The sequence below is a fragment of the Bacillus cereus group sp. Sample62 genome (assembly GCF_036851315.1).
Lineage (GTDB): Bacteria > Bacillota > Bacilli > Bacillales > Bacillaceae_G > Bacillus_A > Bacillus_A wiedmannii.
Genome location: NZ_JAFLPK010000001.1, coordinates 637,415 through 655,829 on the forward strand (window position 1 = coordinate 637,415; position 18,415 = coordinate 655,829).

The window sequence follows — 18,415 nt, forward strand, 5'->3', positions numbered from 1 at the left end:
GAGATGAATATGCAAAAAGCATTGGAGACGAAACGTTTGACTCTGTCTTATGGTGAAGCAATTATTATTGATGAGTTGAATTTAGAAATTCCAAAAGGCGAAATTACAATCTTTATTGGTTCTAACGGTTGTGGAAAATCAACTTTATTACGTTCACTAGCTAGATTATTAAAGCCAACAACTGGTGACATTTTGTTAGATAATCAAGCCATTCAAAGTATGCAAACGAAGCAAATTGCTCGTCAAATGGCAATTTTACCGCAAGGACCGCAAGCGCCAGAAGGGCTTACAGTATTGCAACTTGTAAAGCAAGGACGTTATCCATATCAAACGTGGCTGAAGCAGTGGTCAGAAAAAGATGAAGAAATGGTACAAAAAGCACTTGCAGCAACAGGTATGACAGAATTTGCTGAGCGTGATGTGCATGCTCTTTCAGGTGGACAACGTCAACGTGCTTGGATTGCAATGACGCTTGCACAAGATACAGATATTATTTTACTGGATGAGCCTACTACATATTTAGATATGACTCACCAAATTGAAGTGCTAGATTTATTATTCGAATTAAATGAAATAGAACAAAGAACAATTGTTATGGTATTACACGATTTAAATTTAGCATGCCGTTATGCAGACAATATTGTAGCCATCCAAGATAAACAAATATATGCACAAGGTAAGCCGGAAGAAGTAGTAGATGAGAAGCTAGTACGTGATGTATTCCGAATGGAATGTCAAATCAGTACGGATCCGTTATTCGGGACACCACTTTGTATCCCGCATGGAAAAGGCAGACGTGTACGTAAAGAGGTTGTTCAGGCAATGAGTTAATGAAAAAAGACGATGAGGGTTCATCGTCTTTTTTTATTTTCGGCAAGAGAATAAGAGGAAGAGGGGAATACGTAAACGTCGTTCATATTCTTCTTCATCTTGAAAACAGTTTCGATTTGGTGTAGCTTCTTTTAAGTTTGTAATTGTAAATCCGGCTTGTTGTAACAATGTAAAATATTCTTCCGTAGTCCGGTGATATTTAATAACTTCTTGATCAATCCATGGCTCAACTCGTTTTCCCGTTTTGAAATAATCATCGACGAGCCAACTAGTTCTTTTACCACTCGTTTGCAAGCTTTCAAATGAAGAAGTAATAACAGGGTGTTGAACACTAAAAGTAAAGGTTCCATTTGTTTTTAAAGCTTCGTACACATTTTGAAAAATGATAGGAAGATGTTCAATATAATGTAAGGCGAGTCTAGACGTTACTAAATCAAAAGTAGAAGGAGGGTATGTGTAGTCTTTGAGGTTTAAACAATGGACGGTTCCATTTTTATTTTCTAGTTGTTTTTTAGCTTTTTCATACATAAGTTCGGAGCCTTCAATACCAGTGTAAGAGTGGCAGCCATTCTCTAATAATTCCTCGCCGAATTTAGCGTCACCGCATCCTAGATCGAGGATTTTCTTTCCTTTAACATCACCAATGAGTTGAAAGAAGGCTGGTTTTTCAAGTGATTCATTTGGGCTATTTTCTCGGTATCTTCGTTTCATATATTGTTCAAAAAATGCTTCGTTATTATATACATCAGATTCAGTAAATGCCATGATTGAAGCCCCCCTTAAATATTTTTTTTATTCTACCAAATATGAAAAGTAAATGATAGATTTCTTGTAATGAATCATATATAATCTAGAATTGTAAGCGGTTACTTTAAACTATTTTTCTATAATAAATTCTGAAAACGTGTTAAGCTAGTAGAGGGATTATTAGAACTATTAAGACAATAATCCGCTTACATGAACGATGGGAGGCTTCACAATGTCTAGTAAAACACTTGCGAAATTTTTAGAAGAAAATTTAGAGGATTTAAAATCAAAGGGGCTTTATAACGTAATTGATCCGCTTGAAAGTTCAAATGGACCGATCATTACAATTGGCGGAAAAGAATATATTAACTTATCTTCAAACAACTATCTTGGATTAGCAACAGATAGCCGTTTGCAAGAAGCAGCAATTGGTGCAATTCATAAGTACGGCGTTGGAGCAGGAGCTGTTCGTACAATTAACGGTACTTTAGATTTGCATATTAAATTAGAAGAGACAATTGCAAAGTTTAAACATACAGAAGCAGCAATTGCTTACCAATCAGGATTTAACTGTAATATGGCAGCGATTTCAGCCGTTATGGATAAAAATGATGCAATTCTTTCAGACGAATTAAACCATGCTTCTATCATTGATGGTAGTCGTCTATCAAGAGCGAAAATTATTGTTTATAAACATTCTGATATGGAAGATTTACGCCAAAAAGCAATCGCAGCGAAAGAATCAGGTCTTTACAATAAATTAATGGTAATTACAGATGGTGTCTTTTCAATGGATGGAGATGTTGCAAAATTACCAGAAATTGTTGAGATTGCAGAAGAATTAGATTTAATGACATATGTAGACGATGCACACGGTTCAGGTGTACTTGGAAAAGGTGCAGGAACTGTAAAGCACTTCGGTCTATCTGATAAAGTTGATTTCCAAATTGGTACATTATCAAAAGCAATTGGGGTAATTGGTGGATATGTAGCAGGGAAACAAAACTTAATTGACTGGTTAAAAGTTCGTTCACGCCCATTCTTATTCTCTACAGCATTAACACCAGCTGATGCAGCTGCATGTATGCGATCAATTGAAATTTTAATGGAAAGCACAGAGTTACATGATCGTTTATGGGAAAATGGCCGCTATTTAAAACAAGGGTTAAAAGAACTTGGCTTTAACATTGGAGAAAGTGAAACGCCAATTACACCTTGTATTATTGGTGACGAAGTATTAACACAAGAATTTAGTAAACGTCTAAATGAAGAAGGCGTATATGCAAAATCTATCGTGTTCCCAACTGTAGCAAAAGGAACAGGACGCGTTCGTAATATGCCTACAGCAGCTCATACGAAAGAAATGTTAGATGAAGCAATTCGTAAGTATGAAAAAGTAGGGAAAGAAATGGGCATCATTTAAGTAACGACATCTTTTGAATAGCTTGCAAATGAGGAGTGGGGAAAATGAAAAAAATTCTAGTAACCGGTTCTTTAGGGCAAATTGGTTCTGAACTAGTAATGAAACTTCGTGATGTATACGGTGCATCAAATGTTATTGCAACAGATATTCGTGAAACAGATAGTGAAGTAGTAACGTCTGGTCCATTTGAAACGTTAGATGTAACAGATGGACAAAAACTACATGATATTGCAAAGCGTAATGAAGTAGATACAATTATTCATTTAGCAGCTTTACTTTCAGCAACAGCAGAAAAAAATCCGTTATTTGCTTGGAATTTAAATATGGGTGGACTTGTAAATGCATTAGAAGCAGCTCGTGAATTAAACTGTAAGTTTTTCACGCCAAGTTCTATCGGTGCATTCGGTCCATCAACACCGAAAGATAATACGCCACAAGATACAATTCAGCGTCCTACTACGATGTATGGGGTAAACAAAGTAGCAGGAGAATTACTATGTGATTATTATCATCAAAAGTTTGGCGTTGATACGCGCGGTGTACGTTTCCCTGGTTTAATTTCTTACGTAGCTCCTCCAGGAGGCGGAACAACTGATTATGCGGTTGAAATTTATTATGAGGCGATTAAAAAAGGCATATACACCTCATACATTGCAGAAGGAACATACATGGATATGATGTACATGCCAGATGCTTTACAAGCGATCATTTCATTAATGGAAGCTGATCCAAGTAAACTTGTGCATAGAAACGCGTTCAATATTACAGCGATGAGCTTTGAGCCAGAGCAAATCGCAGCATCCATTCGTAAACACATCCCGACGTTTACAATGGATTATGCTGTAGATCCTGCTCGTCAAACAATCGCTGATAGCTGGCCGAACTCTATTGACGCAACAGCAGCAATGAACGAGTGGGGCTTTAAAGCAGAATACGATTTAGACAAAATGACAACGGACATGTTGGCTAAGTTAAAAAAAAAGTTCACAGCTGAGTTAGTGATGAATTAATAGGAAGGGTCGATTCTTAGGAATCGACCCTTTTATTTGTAATTTGAGAATATATAAATAATTACAAATGTGATAGAATGAGTTAATTTGTGCATAAAGGGGAGAGATACAATGGAGAAATGGGAATTAGCAAAGGAAATTTATAATACGTCACGTTTAACGGGAACATTTAAGCTTCGATCAGGACAAGTATCAAATCAATACTTTGATAAGTACTTATTTGAATCTAATCCAGTACTGTTATTAGAAATTGCTAAACAATTGAAAGGGCTCATTCCTCCTGATACAGAAGTACTCGCAGGTTTAGAAATGGGAGGAATTCCAGTAGCGACAGCATTATCTTTACAAACAGGTATACCTGTTGTATTTGTAAGAAAAGAAGCGAAGAAGTATGGTACATGTAAGTTAGCAGAAGGCGTTAATATTGCTGGGAAAAATGTTTGTGTTGTTGAGGATGTTATTACGACAGGTGGTCAAATATTATTAAGCACGAAAGATTTAAGAGAACTAGGTGCGAAAGTACATCATGTTCTAGGCGTCATTGAACGAACGAAAGAGGGAAGAGATAACTTATTAGAAGATGGCTTACAGCTACATTCTTTATTTACAATGGATGAGTTAATTGAAGGAGAAAAGCAACATGCAAAGAGTTGATGTCGTATATGCACTAATACATGATGAAGAAACAAATAAAGTATTAATGGTACATAATGTAGAACAAAATGTTTGGTCATTGCCAGGCGGGGCTGTGGAAAAAGGTGAAATATTAGAGGAAGCACTAATAAGAGAAGTAAAAGAAGAGACAGGTTTAACTGCTGTGGCAGGTGGACTTGTTGCGATCAATGAAAAATTCTTTGAAGAATCAGGGAATCATGCGCTATTTTTTACATTCCGAGCAAATGTAGTGACAGGTGAACTTATTGCAGAAGATGAAGATGAAATTTCCGCAATAGAGTGGGTGGATCAAACGATCGCAAATGAACGATTCCCATTCTACGATGGCGGATTCGAGGCATTATTAGAAGTAGCCATTCCATACAAGTTTCAACCAGAAATAAAGTGATTGAAAGAAAAAAAGGAGCGCAAGGCTCCTTTTTTTCTATTCAATCGTCTTCAGTAATAACTTTTTCAATAGTGGTTTAATCTTCAGACGTAAATCTTCAGCGTGATTTGCAACTAAGAAGTGATGGTTATAAATGTTCTTCATTAATTGATAAGTTGCTTCTTTCGCTTCGCCTTCTTCGATGAAGATTCCGATTACTTCCATACCACTTTTACGAGCAAGTTTGACAGCTTCATGCGTATCTAAAATACCGTCTTGTTGATAGTCTAGCGCAGAAGGCTCACCGTCTGTAAAGACAAGTAAGAATTTATGTTTTTCTGGCCTTTTTGCAAGCTTTTCAGAAACGATACGAATAATATATCCGTCGCGGTTATCTTCTTCTTCGCGAAGCTGCATAATTTCTGGACCGACGTTTGGTAACGTTGAGTTTTTATACGTTACAACTTCATGGATAACGTTTGGCTTATCTTCAGGCTTAGCACTAGAAGCATCTTCCCAAAATCCGCTAATAGCGTGCGGGATTTTTAAAGATTTCAATGCCTCATGGAATAGTACAACACTCTTTTTCGTTTCTTCCATTTTGTTATACATAGAACCAGAGCAGTCCACTAGTAGTTGGAATGCAACGTCGAGCTCTTGTGATTCTTGTCCTTTTTTATAAAACATGCGCGGCTGCTTTTCAGTATAAATACGAAGGAATTTCTTACGAAGCCTTCCGTAATATTTATCACTGTTTGCATTCGTTTTATTTTCAATTGTTTTTTCGATAATTTTCTTTAATTCTTTTACATCTTTATTAACGACTGATTTGATAGCTTGGTAATCTTTTTTCTCATCAGGATTTGATTTGCGAGCTTCTTTAAATGTATGAGAAGCTCCCACATTATACTTGCCGTATGCACCGTCGTTTTGGCTAGAAGCATGAGACGCTCTTGCTTCCTCTGTATCAGCACCATCAAAGTTAGATTGTGTACTTTTTTGGGAAGTACCTTGTACAGAACCAAGTGCTTGGTCACCATCTTCTGATTCACGAGCAGTATCACCCATCATATTTGTTTTTGTTCCGCTTTCTAAATCAAAGCGTAAAAAGTTCTCGTTTTCATTGTTTTTATTTTCACGGTGCCATGTCGAGAAGCTTTCATCCATTTTGTTTTTGTTATCATCGTCATCTATGAGCTGCGTATCATCATTTGCTAATTTTTCAGCGCGACTGTCTTTCTCATCTGTAATAACAGATAAATAAAGCGGTGCATGTCCGAAATAATTATTAAGCATGTCACTTTCAAGCAGTCCTTCTAAACGATAGCGAATTTTTTCAACGATATACATAATGTCTTCTGTATTACGAGCTTGGAATGTTTCATGCAAAATTGATTCAATTTGCTCGAAATATTCATTATTAAACATTTCATATTTATCGCTCGTTAATGAAAGATAGCAGAGACAAAATAGACGATCACCGTGATAGTTACGAACACGATTGATTTCATTTTGTGAACTAAAGTAATTGCGATACATTTCTTTTCTTCTTTTAAAAACATGCTTTGTGCCAGGGCGTAAGTTTTTTACGATTTCCTCAACACGTAAATCTTCTAATAGAACAAATAATTGTGTTAAAAACTTTTTTAAGGGTGATTCTTGTAATTCAATCGCATAAGAACGAATTAAAGTCATGTCCGAGTAATGTTTATTACCAAGTGCTTTTAAAAACACTTCGCTTTTTAATCCGATTACTGTATCCTCTTCTTTTCGATCATCCCAAAAGTGACTAATGACAACCTTTTTTTCAATTTCGTCGTAGTATGCTTTATAGCCATACTCAAGGTAGGCATCGTCTTCTTTTAGAAGAGCATACATTAAGTTTTCCATTTGTAGAAACAGCGACGCATCAATTTTTTTGTCACTAAAAATTTGTCTCATGAATTATCCCTCAAAGAAATAACTTTCTGCTAATTCACGGACAGTCATTTGTTCTGTTTCATCGTTTAATTTTGCGATAATACTACGTTCAATTGCACGCATAACAGGAATATATACACCTAAATCACATGCGTCGATAATGCCACGAATACTTGCTGCTTCTTCACTTACACGTCCATCACGAGCTAAAGGCATAAGGTCGCTTGCAAATGCAACGAATTTTTCAATTGTTGCAACATCATTTAATTTTGATTCAGATAGTAATAGTTCTTTTAATGTGTCACCTTGAATGTATGGAACTTCAATAATAACGAAACGGTTTTTTAATGCTTCGTTTAGTTCACTTGTTCCAACGTAACCTTCATTAATTGCTGCAATTACACGATACTCGTCATCTCCATATACAACTTCTTGTGTAAATGGATTTGTAATCATTTTACGGTAATCTAATGCACCGTGAAGAAGTGGTAACGTTTCAGGTTTTGCCATATTAATTTCATCAATATATAGGAAATGACCGTTCTTCATTGCTTTCATAAGAGGGCCGTTAACGAATGTAACTTCAGATGCGCCATCTTTCGTTTGTAGTGTGTTGTATCCTAAAATACCTTCGACATCTAGGTCAACAGAACAGTTAATGCTATGCATTGGTTTTTGGAATAAAGAAGAAAGAGTTTCAGCTAGTACTGTTTTACCACTACCAGTCGGCCCTTTTAATAGAATGTTTTTGCCAAGAAGAAGCGCTGTAATAGCATCTTCAATAATGCTGTTATCAGATGCTTTATATATTTTCTTTCCAATTAAATGTGCATTTTCACCAGCTTCTTGTTTATTTTTTTCGTGAATGGTTGAGAGCTGTTGTTTTAAATCAGCATGTATATGAAATTGTTCTAACATGTATTTCCCACCTAACATTATTTTCATAAAGTAATACATCTTATGATAACTTGTTTTAATATGGTATGCAAAGAAAAGGAGAGAGGGGAAATGGAAAAGAAAAAGCAATCAATATTACATTGATTGCTTACAGTAAAGGAGAAATGAGTCGCATGAAAGACTCTAGTATTCGTTTTTTGATACTTCTTTTTTGGAATGCGTTCCATTTAATTTCAGTGGAATGCTTAAAGTCGTCTTCAAAATCATGTTTAATATCATGAACGGTTTCTGATTCATATAGTACGCTAATAAGTTCATAATTTAATTCAAAGCTGCGTACGTCCATATTTGCCGTTCCAATTGTCGCGATTTTATCATCAACGAGTACAATTTTTGCATGCATAAAACCATCTTTATAACTATAAATGGAAGCACCAGCTTTTAAAAGCGGAGTGAAGTAGGACTGAGATGCCTGATCACTAATAATACTATCACTTTTACCAGGATATAAAATGCGTACATCTATGCCAGATATTGCACTTAAACGTAATAATGTTAAAGTTTCTTGATCTGGAATAAAGTAAGGTGTAGCGATCCAAATCGATTTTTTTGCAGATCCCATAACAGCTAATAATGTATTGCGAATGCTTTTATCATCTGAGCTAGGCCCGCTGGCTACAATTTGCACAGCACCTTCTGCACTTGAAATTTCTTTACCTGGGAAGTATTGTCTATTCATAAATTGATCCCAAGAATAAGTATTCAATCCACTAGAGGCATAGAGCCAATCTTCTAGAAAAATTGCTTGTAATTTATATAACGCTTTTCCTTCTATTTTTAAATGACTATCACGCCAAATGGGAAATTTTTTTGAACGGCCAAGATATTCATCACCGACGTTGAGTCCACCAGTAAAACCGATTTCTCCATCTACAATAACGATTTTTCGATGGTTACGATAATTGACAGTTTCAAGTAACCAAGCTGAAAAAATAGGGTCAAATTCTACAATTTCAATACCAGCTTCTTTCATAGGTTTTAAAAAGCGTCTTCTTAAAGTGTTACTTCCGAGTCCATCATAAAGGAAGCGTACAATAACACCAGATTTTGCTTTGTTTATTAACGCATCCCGAACTTTTGTACCAATTTCATCAGATTTATAAATATAGTATTGAATATGTATGTGATGTTTTGCTTGCTCGATAGCTTGCAAAATTTCTGAAAAGGTTTGATTGCCATTTGTTAAAAGTTTTGTAGTTGTTTTATCTGCGGCAGGACCGCCTCCAAATTTTTGTACGACTTCTGTTAAATGTACAGAACGTTCATGTAAGGGGACTTTGAGTGATAATTTTAGTCGTCTTCCTTCTAATATTTCACGGAATAATTTTCTTTGTTCTTCTGAACGATGGAGATGTTTTTTCCTTCTCCAACGGCTACGACCGAAAATAGAGTATAAAAGCACACCTACAACAGGAAGAAGTGCTAATACTAAAAACCACGCTAAGGTGCTTTGAGGAGATCTATTTTCGATGAAAATAACGAATGAAATTCCTACGATTGTAATAGACCATAGGGCACCGACAAATGTATATAAAGAAATATACGATGTATTTAATAGGAAAAGAACGATAGATATAATTGTAAATACCAATAATAATTGAACGATAGGCTTCTTCATTTCTATAAAATTCCTCTAATCTTTCTTAAATATAGACTTCTTATATAAAAAGGTATAATCCGACATTCTTATTATAAAGTGTTTTGTTTTTTTTACAAAATATAGACATTTTCCCCATGCTTTCCGCATTTGTCCTACATACAGTATATTGTTACGTTATTATCCTGCTATTTGCTGGTTAATAATCAGTGTAGGGGGGACAAAACATTTGTCCTTTATATAGGAACGGGAATAACCATATCATGAATTTGTAACAGGTGCATGATGAAGCCGAGGATATGGTTATTCGTATTATACGGATTCTTCTTATTATATAGGTTACTAACAAAGTCCGTACTATTCATACAATACCTATTAAGATAAGAAAATGGAAAAGGAGAGGGGAAACATGAATTATATAGAAAATAACGGATTGTATTATCGTAATCATCATCCTCATGGAGGGCACAACCATAACGGCGGACATCACCACCACGGAGGGCACAATCACCATGATCATCACCACCATCACGGAGGTGGGTGGGGCTGGGGTGGCGGCTCATGGGGCGGTGGATTTTTCCCAGGAAGTTTTGCTGGAGGCGTGTTAGGTGGACTTACAGCTGGCGCATTAACGGGTGCAGCAAGTGGAGGCTACTATCCAGCACCGTACCCAGTAACTTATCCAGCGCCATACCCAGCACCATATCCAACTCCATATCCGGGGTATCAGCAAATACCATATCCGTATTAAACTAAAAAAAGAGGCTTTCCTCTTTTTTTAGTTTAATAAAGTATTTATAAAATATTTCCAAAACAAAGGTGAAAATATGTTAATATTTTATTATTGTAATTCAAAAACATATAGACTAATTTTAACTTTTATATTATTATCCGTGAATAGTTGTATAGTGTGCTCGAAATTCTATTTCGCTAGTAAAGTAAAGAGGTTAGATATGAGCGGGATTAATAGGGAATAGGCGTTGTATGGAGCTAGTTATAAAGGAATGTAAGAGTATAATAAAGTAAGCTAATCATAGCGATAAGAAACTACTATTTATAATTGAAACGGTATTATATTGCTTTTTATTACAAATAATATTATGTTATTTTAATCGGCATATTTCAAAATGTGATGAATGCAAATAGCCATTATTAAGAAATGAAATATCTCTATTTCTATGAAGAGAAACAAGTTGTGTTTTAGTCAGATAGGAAGCAAGGAGAGATGCGCATGCTAGAACAAAGAGGTCATGCATTATATGACTCTTCATTGCGAGATTTAAAGTTAGCATTAGATGAGTCTTCAATTGTTGCGATTACAGACCGAAATGGTCTTATTACATATGTAAATGATAAGTTTTGTGAAATCTCCAAATATACACGAGAAGAGTTAATAGGGAAAGATCATCGTATTTTAAATTCAGGATATCACCCGAAAACATTTTTTCAAATTCTATGGAAGCGCATTTTGAACGGAAAAGTATGGAGAGGTGAGATTCGAAATCAAGCAAAAGATGGGACGTATTATTGGGTTAAAACAACAATTGTTCCGTTTTTAAATGAAAAAGGAGAGCCGTATCAATTTATCGCGATCCGAAATGATATTAGTAGTAGGAAAGAAGCAGAACAGAGGTTGCGGTTAAGTGAAAGTCGTTATAGGGAGCTTGCGTATCATGATGCTTTAACGAGTTTACCGAACCGATTGCAGCTAATAACGACTGTAAACGAGATGATTGCAGGAAAAAAAGAATTTGGTATGATTTACTTTGATTTGGATCGTTTTAAATTAGTAAACGATACGCTAGGTCATATGATAGGGGATTTACTTTTAAGCGAAGTTGCTTCACGGTTGCATTATGTGCTAGGAGAGAAAGACGTTCTGGCTAGGCTGGGTGGCGACGAATTTGTGCTGTTAACAAAAAATCATAAACAAGATGAAATGAGGCAGTTAGCGACATCTGTGTTGTCGTGTTTTCAGGCACCATTTATGCTTGAAGGTCATGAAGTATACATTTCAGCTAGTCTAGGACTGTGCTCATATCCGCAAGACGGACAAGATGTAGAAACACTATTGAAAAATTCGGATTTAGCTATGTATAGTGCGAAAGAACAAGGCAGAAATGCCGCGTGTTTCTTTACAGATGAGTTACGTGCGAAAATAAATCGTAGAATGAAAATTGAATTCGCTTTGCAAAAGGCAATTCGTGATGAAGAATTAGATGTGGTACTGCAGCCTATTATTGATTTGAAAACGAAGAAATATACTGGTATTGAGGCTTTAGCACGTTGTTCGACAGAAGAAGGGCCTATTTCGCCAGGCGAATTTATTCCAGTAGCTGAAGAATCTGGACTTATTATAAAATTAGGAGACTGGGTATTAGAAAAGTCATGTCGCTTGTTTAAAACATTGCCAGATTACGAAGAAGGACTAAGATTATCTGTTAATTTATCCATACAACAATTAATGCAAAAGCGTTTTATTTTATCTGTACGTAGCATTTTAAGGAGAACTGGCTTTCCACCGAATCGTTTAATTTTGGAAGTAACGGAAAGTATCGCTGTTCGCCATTTTGATTATATTATTGCTACATTACAAGAATTAAGAAATATGGGTATTTTAATTGCTTTAGATGACTTTGGAACAGGTTATTCTTCCTTATATTATTTAAAGCAACTGCCACTGGATATAGTAAAAATTGATCGTAACTTTATTCGTGAATTTCATTATGATCACGCACAGCCAGAGCGAACGATTGTAAAATCTGTTATTGAAATTGCCCATAGCTTAAATTTAGCAGTAGTTGCTGAAGGAGTAGAAACAGTAGAGCAAGAAAGTTTATTACAATCTATGGGCTGTGATTACGTCCAAGGATTTTATTATGCGAAACCTTTATCTGTAGGAGAGTTAAAAGAAAAGTTAATTACAGATTTTTAATAAAAAAGAGAAGCCGGTAGCTTCTCTTTTTTTAATTCGTTTTTTGTGAGTTTTTCATTAGTACTGGATAAAGAATAAGACCTAATACGAACAATCCGATTCCTAAGAAGAACGTTTTTAAATCAGCAGTTCCTGTTTTGATAACCCAAATAGAGTAGACAAATGCTAATGTAGTAATGATCCCATCCTTTATTCGAGAGCCAGGCATTATATCATACGTTTCTCCTGTAATAACCAATTTGAATTGGTAAAGCGTAGAAACAAGGTATGGAATTAAATAAGCTAATGTTGCTACAACGATAGCGAAATTATAAGCTTCTGATACGGTACCAGAAATCGTTGAGAATAAGAAAATTTGCGTCATCACATTTGTAATAAATAATGATTTTGAAGGACTCCCTTTTTTATTTGTTTTCGCGAAAAACTTAGGGAAAAGTCCGTTCTTGGCTGCCTGGTAAGGTACTTCTGAACTAACAACGATCCAGCCAACTGTAGATCCAAATAAAGATACAAGTGCAAGTAAAGCCATGATATAGGCACCTTTATTGCCAATTGCTAAATTTAATGCGTCTACTAATGGTTTTTGAGACTCTTTTAAAGCATCTTGCGAGAGAGCTCCCATTGTAAGTAAAGTAATTGACATGTAAATAAGAAGAGCGATAATTAATCCGAAAATGGTAGCTTTTTTTACATCGCGCTGAGATTTAGCACGGTTAGAAAGCATTACAGCAGATTCAATACCGATAAACGCCCAAAGTGTTGCAATAGCAGCTGAATTGATTTGTCCACCTAACGAAATTGATTGTCCTGCTTCATTCATAAATGTTTGACCGTCTCCAAAATTAGAGGCATTGAAAATGAATAATGTGATTACAATAAACATTGTAAATCCGATAATTTTTGCAATGGTAGCAAGCAGATTCATATTTCCAGCTCGGTCAATATTTTGAGAAAGAATGTATTGAATTCCCCATAACATAAGGCTACATACGAGGAAAGTTAATCCTTTTCCGAGTTCTAATGAAAATCCGTTCGTAGAAAAGAGAATTTGCTTACTTTGTAGAACTGGAAAGAATGTTGATAAATATCCAGCAAAGGAAATAATAACAGATGCGGTTGCAGCCCAGTTCGCAGCCCAATATCCCCATGCCATACTATATCCTGCAACTTTACCCGCTTTTTTTGAAGGGAACATTGCTTGGGCGTAACTTTGTGGTCCAGCCTTTAATTCTGGCTTGCGAATTGCTAAATTTCCAAATACGAGTGCAATCATAAATACGCCAAGGCCTGTAATACTCCATGCGAGTGTAGAACCCATTGGACCTGATACGTGTGCTAAATTTGCTGGGAGCATAAATACGCCACCGCCAACCATATTTCCGATTACAAAAGCCGTTAAAATCCATAATCCCCATTTTTTCGTTTCCATTTTTGTTAACTCCTTTGTAGTAAGTTTTGCTTAAACATCATTTTTCACTAGCTTTTTGACAATAAAAAAAGAGCCATGTAGATAAAAAATACCTACATGGCTCTTCGCCTAACGTAGGTACAACGGGAATAACCCTTGTACCTACGCGTAATTTTTCCGCTAGGTTTCAAGGGTTACGTATGATGATGATGTTTTTGTGCAAATGTAACTACAATTGTTGTATAAGTAAGCATAGTTCTTTGCTCCCTTTCTCCTCTGATTTTGAAGTTAGTATACTACATGTTTTTTTGAATGAAAAGAAAAATATAAAAATTTTTATAAAAATACGTTTTAGAGATTAAATATTTACCTGTATTTTTCCTATACTGGAAAATAAGTGAGAGATTGGCAGAAGAGTATAGCGTGGTATAATACATATAGAATTAGAAGGTGACAAGGGGCTATTGTAGATGATGAGTAAGTATGAGCAAATTTATACAGAAATCAGTAAGTCTATTGACAATAAACAATTAAAAGAGGGATGCAAAATCCCATCAGAAACTGAATTAATGAAGCAGTATGAGGCAAGTCGAGGTACTGTAAGAAAAGCAGTAGATTTATTGCAAGAGCGTGGATATGTTCAGAAAATACATGGAAAAGGTGTTTTTGTTTTAAAGCGAAAAAACATTGAATTCAACTTTGGTGGTATTGTAAGTTTCCAAGAAGAAAATGAACGTTTAGGACGTCATTGTATTACAGAAGTCGTGGAAATAGAGAAAGTAAAAGCGACAAAAGAAGTTGCAAAACTATTAAACGTGAAAGAGAAAACAGAAATAGATCATATTAAACGCGTACGAAATATTGATGGAGAAAAAGTAATTTTGGATATCAATCATTTTGTGTCGGAATATATTCCAGGATTAACGAGTGAAATTGCGGTGGAGTCCATTTATAAATACATTGAGAAAGAACTAGGTCTTCATATTAGTTACTCACAGAGGGTAATTGAAGTACAGCCATGTACAGAGGACGATAGAAAGTATTTAGATTTAAATGGAACAGACTATGTTGTCGTTGTGAAAAACTTTACGCATTTTTATGATGGAAGTCAGTTCGAGTATACAGAATCACGCCATCGTTTAGATATTTTTCATTTTTCGGATGTGGCGCGGAGAAAATAAGGAGATGGAACGAAATAACGTTTCATCTCTTTTTTTATCCCTGCTATTTGTGGAGGCGTGCTGTCCGTAAACGCCCGATTGGTGAGGGCTGATAATCAGTGCGGGATGAACAAAACCCCCACTGATTACAATTTCAATTTATAAAAAAACACAAACTCGTATATACGAGTGTTGACTAACTTATATATACGAGTTAATATGTAAGTGTAAACGGTATCAAAAAAAGAAAAGAGGGACGGGAATATGGGGAAAGACTATCGTAAAACAGCAGAGGAAGTGTTGCAGTATATTGGTGGGAGAGACAATATTGAACAAGCTGCGCACTGTGTAACGAGGCTCCGTATCGCTTTAAAAGATGAAAGTAAAATAGATAACGATAAATTGCAGTCTGTTTCATTAGTGAAGGGAGCGTTTCATAACGCTGGAGTATTTCAAATTGTAATTGGTCCAGGAGATGTTGATCGAGTATATGCGGAATTGATAACGCTTGCAGGTATGAAGGAAGCGACAGTAGCTGACGTGAAAGACTCTGGAAACCAAAAGTTAAACCCAGTTCAAAAGTTTGTAAAAGTATTTTCAGATGTATTTATGCCGATATTACCAGCGATCGTAACAGCTGGTTTACTAATGGGAATTAACAATCTATTAGGAGCGAAGGACTTATTTTTTGAAGGTGAAAATTTATTAGATGTATATCCAAACTTAAGTGGGCTTTGGGATTTAATTAATATGATGGCGAATACAGCATTCGTATTCTTACCAGCACTTGTCGGTTGGTCAGCAACGAAGCGTTTTGGTGGTAGTCCGATATTAGGGATCGTTATGGGATTAATGCTTGTGCATCCAGCCTTATTAAACGCGTGGGATTATGGTAAAGCAGCAACTGGTTTAGATGGACAAAAGATTGAGTACTTCGATATTTTAGGATTATTTCAAATTGAAAAGGTAGGATATCAAGGTCAAATTCTACCGGTTTTAGTAGCAGCATTTGTATTAAGTAAAGTGGAAATTTTCTTGAAGAAACATGTACCAAATGCAATTCAATTATTAGTTGTACCCATTACAACGATTGTCGTAACAGGTGTGTTAGCATTAGGAATTATTGGTCCAGTTACACGTCATATTGGAGATTTATTAACAGCTGGATTAGTAGGTGTATATGAAACAGTACCAGTAGTTGGAGCAGTATTGTTTGGAGCATTATATGCACCGCTTGTAATTACAGGTATGCATCATATGTTTATTGCTATCGACTTACAATTAATTGCACAGCACGGTGGTACATTCATTTGGCCAATGATTGCTCTTTCTAACATTGCGCAAGGTAGTGCGGCACTTGCGATGTTCTGGATTTCTAAAAATCAAAATGATAAAAGCATGGCATCTACATCAGCAATTTCAGCATATTTCGGTATTACAGAGCCAGCTATGTTTGGTGTAAACTTACGAAATAAATTCCCGTTCTACGCAGCAATTATAGGATCGGCTGTGGCAGCGATATTTATTACGTTAAATGGTGTATTAGCACCTGCTATCGGAATTGGCGGATTACCAGCATTTATTTCTATCATTCCGAAATCGATTCCAATATTTATTGTAGGAATGATTATCGCAGTTGTAATCCCATTTACGTTAACATGGTTATTTGCAAAACGAGCAAAACAGAAGTAGGAGGAAGTTAAACATGAAGGATTGGCATAAAAGTGTAGTTTATCAAATTTATCCGAAGAGCTTTAATAGCTATTACAATAAAGAAACAGGTGATATAAAAGGGGTTACAGAGAAACTAGATTATTTAAAAGAACTCGGGGTAGATTATATTTGGTTAACACCGATATACCAATCACCACAAAATGATAATGGATACGATGTAAGTGATTACTACAGTATTGATCCATCTTACGGAACGATGGAAGAGTTTGAAGAGCTTTTAGAAGAAGCAAAGGCACGTAACATTGAAATTATGCTTGATATCGTTGTAAATCATAGTTCGACGGAGCATAAGTGGTTTAAGGAAGCGAAGGAAGATAAAAATAGTCCATATCGTAATTACTATATTTGGCGTGATGAAAAAAATAATTGGCAATCTAAGTTTGGCGGGTCTGCTTGGAAATATAATGAGAAGACAGAGCAATATTTTTTACATCTATTTGATGAGACGCAAGCGGATTTAAATTGGGAAAATGAAAAACTTCGTGAAGAAGTATATGATATGATGCGTTTTTGGCTTGATAAAGGGGTAACTGGATTCCGATTAGATGTTATTAATTTAATTTCAAAAGATCAACAGTTCTTAAATGATGATGGAAGTACGGCGACAAGCGATGGGCGTAAATATTATACAGATGGCCCGCGCGTTCATGAATATTTACAAGAGATGAACCGAAATGTTTTTGAAGGGAAAGATGTAATTACAGTTGGAGAAATGTCATCTACGACAATTGATAATTGTATTAAATATTCAAACCCTGAGCGTAATGAATTAAGTATGACGTTTAGTTTCCATCATTTAAAAGTAGATTATCCGAATGGAGATAAGTGGACGCAAGCGGATTTTGATTTCATTAAATTAAAAGAGATTATGTCTAATTGGCAAATTGAAATGCAAAAGGACGGAGGATGGAATGCGTTATTCTGGTGTAATCATGACCAACCTCGCATAGTGTCACGCTTCGGTGATGATAGAAAGTACCGAAATGAATCTGCGAAAATGTTAGCGACAGCTATGCATATGTTGCAAGGAACACCTTACATTTATCAAGGCGAAGAAATCGGTATGACGAATCCTAAATTCGAGTCCATCGAGCAATATCGCGATGTGGAATCGTTAAATATACACGATATAAAGCTAGAAGAAGGATTATCAAAAGAAGAGATTATCGGGATTTTAAAACAAAAATCTCGTGACAACTCTCGTACTCCGATGCAGTGGAATGAAGAGATGAACAGTGGTTTTACAACAAGTACACCTTGGATTTCAGTGGCTGAAAACTTTACAGAAATAAACGTAGAGAAGGCATTAGAAGATAAAGAGTCTGTATTTTATCATTATAAAAAGTTAATAGAACTTAGAAAAACGTATGATGTAATTACAGAAGGAGAATATGCTATTTTAGATGAAAATCATCTTAAGGTTTGGGCATATACACGTACTATAAATGACGAGGTATTACTTGTTATCAATAACTTCTATGGAGAAGAAATAACGTACTCTGTACCAGCTCATGTTCAATTAGATGGAATGAAACAAGAAATACTACTGTCGAATTATAAAGATTCCAGCAAGGATATTACAAAACTTAACTTAAGACCATATGAATCAATTGTCTATCGCTATACGAAATAAAAAGGTTGTATGCCCACG

At 35.6% G+C, this 18,415-nt stretch carries 15 protein-coding genes; 10 read left to right on the forward strand and 5 right to left on the reverse strand.

Annotation, left to right across the window (positions count from 1 at the left end; genetic code table 11):
* Nucleotides 1–9: 9 nt before the first annotated feature.
* Entirely contained in the window at nucleotides 10–831 is an 822-nt protein-coding gene (locus J0835_RS03200) for an ABC transporter ATP-binding protein (RefSeq protein WP_087979406.1), read from the forward strand.
* A 33-nt stretch (nucleotides 832–864) separates the two neighbouring features.
* Here the strand turns inward: J0835_RS03200 and J0835_RS03205 are convergent, their stop codons facing one another.
* Nucleotides 865–1,596 carry a class I SAM-dependent methyltransferase gene (locus J0835_RS03205; RefSeq protein ID WP_087979407.1) on the reverse strand — a complete coding sequence of 244 codons (732 nt, stop codon included), beginning with the start codon at nucleotides 1,594–1,596 and terminating at the stop codon, nucleotides 865–867.
* A 214-nt stretch (nucleotides 1,597–1,810) separates the two neighbouring features.
* Between J0835_RS03205 and J0835_RS03210 the strand changes: the two genes are divergently transcribed.
* From J0835_RS03210 to J0835_RS03225, 4 genes are all read left to right on the forward strand, one after another.
* Nucleotides 1,811–3,001 (forward strand): glycine C-acetyltransferase, encoded by a 1,191-nt coding sequence (locus tag J0835_RS03210; protein WP_000095914.1) that lies wholly within the window; start codon nucleotides 1,811–1,813, stop codon nucleotides 2,999–3,001.
* 44 nt (nucleotides 3,002–3,045) lie between these two features.
* Nucleotides 3,046–4,011, forward strand: coding sequence for an L-threonine 3-dehydrogenase (locus J0835_RS03215; RefSeq protein WP_087979408.1), 966 nt, complete (start codon nucleotides 3,046–3,048; stop codon nucleotides 4,009–4,011).
* Between the two features lie 111 nt (nucleotides 4,012–4,122).
* A complete protein-coding gene (pyrE, locus tag J0835_RS03220) occupies nucleotides 4,123–4,665 on the forward strand; it encodes an orotate phosphoribosyltransferase (RefSeq protein WP_140386665.1) in 543 nt (180 codons plus the stop codon).
* Entirely contained in the window at nucleotides 4,652–5,074 is a 423-nt protein-coding gene (locus J0835_RS03225; protein ID WP_087979410.1) for an NUDIX hydrolase, read from the forward strand. Before pyrE ends, J0835_RS03225 begins: the two co-directional genes overlap by 14 nt.
* Nucleotides 5,075–5,110: 36 nt before the next feature.
* On the opposite strand, the gene J0835_RS03230 is transcribed toward J0835_RS03225, so the two are convergent.
* The 3 genes from J0835_RS03230 to J0835_RS03240 form a co-directional block, all read right to left on the reverse strand.
* Entirely contained in the window at nucleotides 5,111–6,994 is a 1,884-nt protein-coding gene (locus J0835_RS03230) for a vWA domain-containing protein (RefSeq protein ID WP_087979411.1), read from the reverse strand.
* A gap of 3 nt (nucleotides 6,995–6,997) precedes the next feature.
* Nucleotides 6,998–7,891, reverse strand: coding sequence for an ATP-binding protein (locus J0835_RS03235; protein WP_000892965.1), 894 nt, complete (start codon nucleotides 7,889–7,891; stop codon nucleotides 6,998–7,000).
* A 127-nt stretch (nucleotides 7,892–8,018) separates the two neighbouring features.
* On the reverse strand, nucleotides 8,019–9,548 hold the full coding sequence (locus J0835_RS03240; protein WP_087979412.1) for a cardiolipin synthase: 1,530 nt from the start codon (nucleotides 9,546–9,548) through the stop codon (nucleotides 8,019–8,021).
* A gap of 388 nt (nucleotides 9,549–9,936) precedes the next feature.
* Here J0835_RS03240 and J0835_RS03245 point away from each other — a divergent pair, with 388 nt between their 5' ends.
* Entirely contained in the window at nucleotides 9,937–10,278 is a 342-nt protein-coding gene (locus tag J0835_RS03245) for a hypothetical protein (RefSeq protein WP_064477104.1), read from the forward strand.
* Nucleotides 10,279–10,758: 480 nt separating this feature from the next.
* Nucleotides 10,759–12,462, forward strand: a complete 1,704-nt coding sequence (locus J0835_RS03250) for a putative bifunctional diguanylate cyclase/phosphodiesterase (protein ID WP_087979413.1) — start codon at nucleotides 10,759–10,761, stop codon at nucleotides 12,460–12,462.
* Nucleotides 12,463–12,493: 31 nt separating this feature from the next.
* On the opposite strand, the gene J0835_RS03255 is transcribed toward J0835_RS03250, so the two are convergent.
* Nucleotides 12,494–13,891 carry an amino acid permease gene (locus J0835_RS03255; RefSeq protein WP_000448430.1) on the reverse strand — a complete coding sequence of 466 codons (1,398 nt, stop codon included), beginning with the start codon at nucleotides 13,889–13,891 and terminating at the stop codon, nucleotides 12,494–12,496.
* Nucleotides 13,892–14,340: 449 nt separating this feature from the next.
* Between J0835_RS03255 and treR the strand changes: the two genes are divergently transcribed.
* From treR to treC, 3 genes are all read left to right on the forward strand, one after another.
* Nucleotides 14,341–15,051 carry a trehalose operon repressor gene (treR, locus tag J0835_RS03260; RefSeq protein ID WP_087979414.1) on the forward strand — a complete coding sequence of 237 codons (711 nt, stop codon included), beginning with the start codon at nucleotides 14,341–14,343 and terminating at the stop codon, nucleotides 15,049–15,051.
* A gap of 243 nt (nucleotides 15,052–15,294) precedes the next feature.
* Entirely contained in the window at nucleotides 15,295–16,722 is a 1,428-nt protein-coding gene (gene treP / locus J0835_RS03265) for a PTS system trehalose-specific EIIBC component (protein WP_087979415.1), read from the forward strand.
* A gap of 13 nt (nucleotides 16,723–16,735) precedes the next feature.
* Nucleotides 16,736–18,397: an alpha,alpha-phosphotrehalase gene (gene treC, locus J0835_RS03270; protein WP_087979416.1), complete on the forward strand. Its 1,662-nt coding sequence runs from the start codon at nucleotides 16,736–16,738 to the stop codon at nucleotides 18,395–18,397.
* Nucleotides 18,398–18,415: the final 18 nt, after the last annotated feature.